Annotated in this window: 6 protein-coding genes and 1 tRNA gene; all 7 read right to left on the reverse strand. The window is 60.4% G+C overall.

What is annotated here, in order from left to right; genetic code table 11:
• Window positions 1–164: 50S ribosomal protein L10 (gene rplJ, locus Q0L94_RS02375; RefSeq protein WP_296749751.1), on the reverse strand; the 164-nt coding region annotated here is incomplete at its 3' end.
• Window positions 165–496: 332 nt separating this feature from the next.
• Window positions 497–1,192, reverse strand: a complete 696-nt coding sequence (gene rplA / locus Q0L94_RS02380; protein WP_296749745.1) for a 50S ribosomal protein L1 — start codon at window positions 1,190–1,192, stop codon at window positions 497–499.
• Between the two features lies 1 nt (window position 1,193).
• Entirely contained in the window at window positions 1,194–1,625 is a 432-nt protein-coding gene (gene rplK, locus Q0L94_RS02385; RefSeq protein ID WP_018079642.1) for a 50S ribosomal protein L11, read from the reverse strand.
• 100 nt (window positions 1,626–1,725) lie between these two features.
• Window positions 1,726–2,259 (reverse strand): transcription termination/antitermination protein NusG, encoded by a 534-nt coding sequence (nusG, locus tag Q0L94_RS02390; protein WP_296749753.1) that lies wholly within the window; start codon window positions 2,257–2,259, stop codon window positions 1,726–1,728.
• Window positions 2,256–2,603: a preprotein translocase subunit SecE gene (secE, locus tag Q0L94_RS02395; RefSeq protein ID WP_296749747.1), complete on the reverse strand. Its 348-nt coding sequence runs from the start codon at window positions 2,601–2,603 to the stop codon at window positions 2,256–2,258. The genes nusG and secE overlap by 4 nt, the downstream gene beginning before the upstream one ends.
• A gap of 29 nt (window positions 2,604–2,632) precedes the next feature.
• Window positions 2,633–2,708, reverse strand: a tRNA-Trp gene (locus Q0L94_RS02400).
• A 69-nt stretch (window positions 2,709–2,777) separates the two neighbouring features.
• On the reverse strand, window positions 2,778–3,892 hold a 1,115-nt coding region (gene tuf, locus Q0L94_RS02405), incomplete at its 5' end, for an elongation factor Tu (RefSeq protein WP_296749749.1).

The raw sequence follows: 3,892 nt of genomic DNA on the forward strand, positions 1-3,892 counted from the left end.
AACACGCGCAGATAGACCCCTTCCTTGCGTGCTTTCGCGCGCAACTGGGTCATGTTTTCCACCGTGATGCCACGGTATTCGGCCACAACAACCGTCTGGGCACCCGCAACCTGCGCGGACACCTCGGCAACGACGGCTTTCTTTTCTTCCAGATTCAGACTCAAGGTCCAACCTCCTTCTCAGTTACGGAGCGCTGCCCGCTCCGGCTGGCGGCCTTGACAGGAAAATCCTGCTGGGGAACGCCATCTGCGTAGGGCAGCTTTCAGTGAGGCGTGAGGCGAAAAGCGTGAGGAACACGCTCGCGCACCAACGACCTTCCTTCCAACCAATTAAGCGTGCTGGAGGCTGATTTGTCCGGGGTTCACACATCACCCCTTACGCCTCACGCCTCTCGAACGACGCCCCTACGGTCTTTGACAACCCGCCAGCCAAACCTGCCGGCTGACGGCCCAAAGTTCATTCAGGCACCCCTTGCAGAGATGCCCGCAACCAGAAATCACGCGCCGACGCTAGCCTGATCGACGCGCACGCCCACACCCATGGTGCTCGACACCGACAGGCGCTTGAAATAGATACCCTTGGAGCTGGTGGGCTTGGCACGCTGCAGCGCGTCCAGCAGCGCCGCCAGGTTCTCCTTCAGATCATCGATACTGAACGAGGCGCGGCCGATGGTGCAGTGCACAATGCCGCCCTTGTCGGTGCGATACTGCACCTGACCGGCCTTGGCGTTCTTTACCGCACCCACCACGTCAGGCGACACCGTGCCCACTTTCGGGTTCGGCATCAGGCCGCGCGGGCCCAGGATCTGACCGAGCTGGCCGACGACGCGCATGGCATCGGGGGTGGCGATCACCACGTCGAAATCCATCTTGCCGGCCTTGATGTCGGCCGCGAGATCATCGAAACCAACGATGTCCGCCCCGGCATCACGCGCCTTCTGCGCGTTATCGCCCTGGGCAAACACAGCCACGCGTACCGTCTTGCCGATCCCTTTCGGCAGCACCACCGCACCACGCACCATCTGGTCGGATTTACGGGCGTCAACGCCAAGATTAATCGCGACGTCGACCGACTCGTCGAATTTGGCGGTTGCGGTCTCCTTGACCAGCTGCAGCGCATCGGCCACCGGATAATTACGGTTGCGATCGATCTTCTCTTTGAGTGCGCGCAAGCGCTTGGATGTATTAGCCATCTTAGACTCCCTCCACGATGATGCCCATGGAACGGGCCGTACCGGCAATGGTGCGTACTGCCGCGTCCATGTCGGCCGCTGTCAGGTCAGGCTCCTTGGTCTTGGCGATTTCTTCGAGCTGCGCGCGGGTGATCGTCCCCACTTTATCCAGGTTCGGCTTGGCGCTCCCCTTGTCGAGCTTGATCGCCTTCTTGATCAGCACCGTCGCGGGCGGCGTCTTCATGATGAAGGTGAAGCTCTTGTCCGCAAATGCGGTAATCACCACCGGGATCGGCAGACCGGGCTCCATACCCTGCGTCTTGGCATTGAACGCCTTGCAGAATTCCATGATGTTCAGGCCGCGCTGACCGAGCGCGGGACCGATGGGGGGCGACGGGTTTGCTTTGCCCGCCGGCACTTGCAGCTTGATATAGCCGACAATCTTCTTTGCCATGATGGCTCCTAATGAGTGAGTACCAACGCGCTTTGGGTCGCCCTACTCGCGCTCCTCTCCGGAAAAACCGGATGCCGCACTCCGGCGTCGATGCCGGAGCTCAGCCTTTTTCGACCTGACCGAACCCCAGTTCGACGGGCGTCGCCCGGCCAAAAATCATCACCGACACGCGCAATTTGCTCTTGTCGTAATTCACTTCTTCCACGTTACCGTTGAAGTCGGTAAACGGCCCATCGATGACCCGGACCACCTCGCCCACCTCGAACAGAATCTTCGGCTTGGGCTTCTCTACCCCCTCGCGCATCTGATCGAGGATGGACTGCACTTCTTTCTCGGAAATAGGCGCGGGCTTGGTTGCGGTTCCGCCAACAAATCCGGTGACCTTTGGCGTGCTCTTCACCAGATGCCAGGTATCGTCGTCCATCTCCATCTGCACCAGGACATAGCCGGGAAAGAACTTGCGCTCGGCGGTCTTTTTCTGACCGCCTTTCATTTCCACCACTTCTTCCACCGGCACCAGGATTTCGCCGAAGCGATCCTTCATGCCCGCACGTTCGATACGCTCAACCAGATTGCGCGCGACGCTTTTCTCGAAGCCGGAGTAGGCATGAACCACATACCACCGCATACTCAACTCCCCTGTCCCATGGCCAACTTGACCAGCCACATCAAAATGCCGTCCACCGCCCACAGAAAGAGCGCCATCACGACCACAAACGCCATCACCACGCCCGTCATCTGGATGGTTTCCTTGCGGGTTGGCCAGACAACCTTTCTGGCCTCGTCACGCGCTTCGAGAGCGAAACGGAAAAACTGCCTGCCCGGACCCGACATTCCGGCAACGACGCCCGCCAGCACGATACCCGCCAGCACGGACAACACCCGCACCACAGTTGGCGCGTCCGCAAAAAAATAAAAGCCGGCCACCCCTGCGATGACCAGCAACACTGCTACCAGCAGCTTGAGTTTGTCAGCCATGAATGCTGTGCGCCTTACGGCTTATCCTGTGGCAGGCCAAGAGGGTCTCGAACCCCCAACCTTCGGTTTTGGAGACCGACGCTCTACCAATTGAGCTATTGGCCTGTATTCTTAAAGGCCGGACCCCGCGCACATTCCGCACGCCAGGCCCGCCTTGTAGCAAACCCGCCCGCCTTACTCTTCGATCTTGGCCACGACGCCTGCACCGACGGTGCGGCCGCCTTCGCGGATGGCGAAGCGCAAGCCTTCGTCCATGGCGATCGGCTGGATCAGCGAAACCTTGATGCTGACGTTGTCGCCAGGCATCACCATTTCGGTGCCCGCCGGCAGCTCAATGCTGCCCGTGACGTCGGTGGTGCGGAAATAGAACTGCGGACGGTAGCCGTTGAAGAACGGAGTATGACGACCGCCTTCGTCTTTCGACAGCACGTAGATCTCGGCGCTGAACTTGGTGTGCGGCTTGATCGAGCCAGGCTTGGCCAGAACCTGGCCACGCTGGACTTCTTCACGCTTGGTGCCACGCAAGAGGACGCCGACGTTGTCGCCAGCCTGACCCTGGTCGAGCAGCTTCCTGAACATCTCAACGCCGGTGCAGGTGGTCTTGACGGTCGGGACGATGCCGACAATCTCGATCTCTTCGCCAACCTTGATGACGCCGCGCTCGACACGGCCAGTGACGACGGTGCCGCGGCCAGAGATGGAGAAGACGTCTTCAACAGGCATCAGGAAGGGACGGTCGATGGCGCGCTCGGGCTCGGGGATGTAGTTGTCCAGGGCGTCGGCCAGCTTCATGATGCTGGGCTCGCCAATGTCGCTCTGGTCGCCTTCGAGAGCCTTCAGCGCACTCCCGACGATGATGGGGGTGTCGTCGCCCGGAAAGTCGTACTTGGACAGCAGTTCGCGGACTTCCATCTCGACGAGCTCAAGCAGTTCCGCGTCGTCAACCATGTCGGCCTTGTTCATGTAGACGATGATGTAGGGCACGCCAACCTGACGCGCAAGCAGAATGTGCTCGCGGGTCTGCGGCATGGGACCGTCGGCGGAGGAAACGACCAGGATGGCGCCGTCCATCTGCGCGGCGCCGGTGATCATGTTCTTGACGTAGTCGGCGTGGCCAGGGCAGTCAACGTGGGCGTAGTGACGCTTCTCGGTCTCGTACTCGACGTGGGAGGTGTTGATGGTGATGCCGCGCGCCTTCTCTTCCGGCGAGTTGTCGATCTCGTCGTACTTCTTGGCAGCACCGCCAAATTTCTTCGACAGAATGGTGGTGATCGCCGCGGTCAAGGTGG

Source organism: Thiobacillus sp., assembly GCF_024708915.1.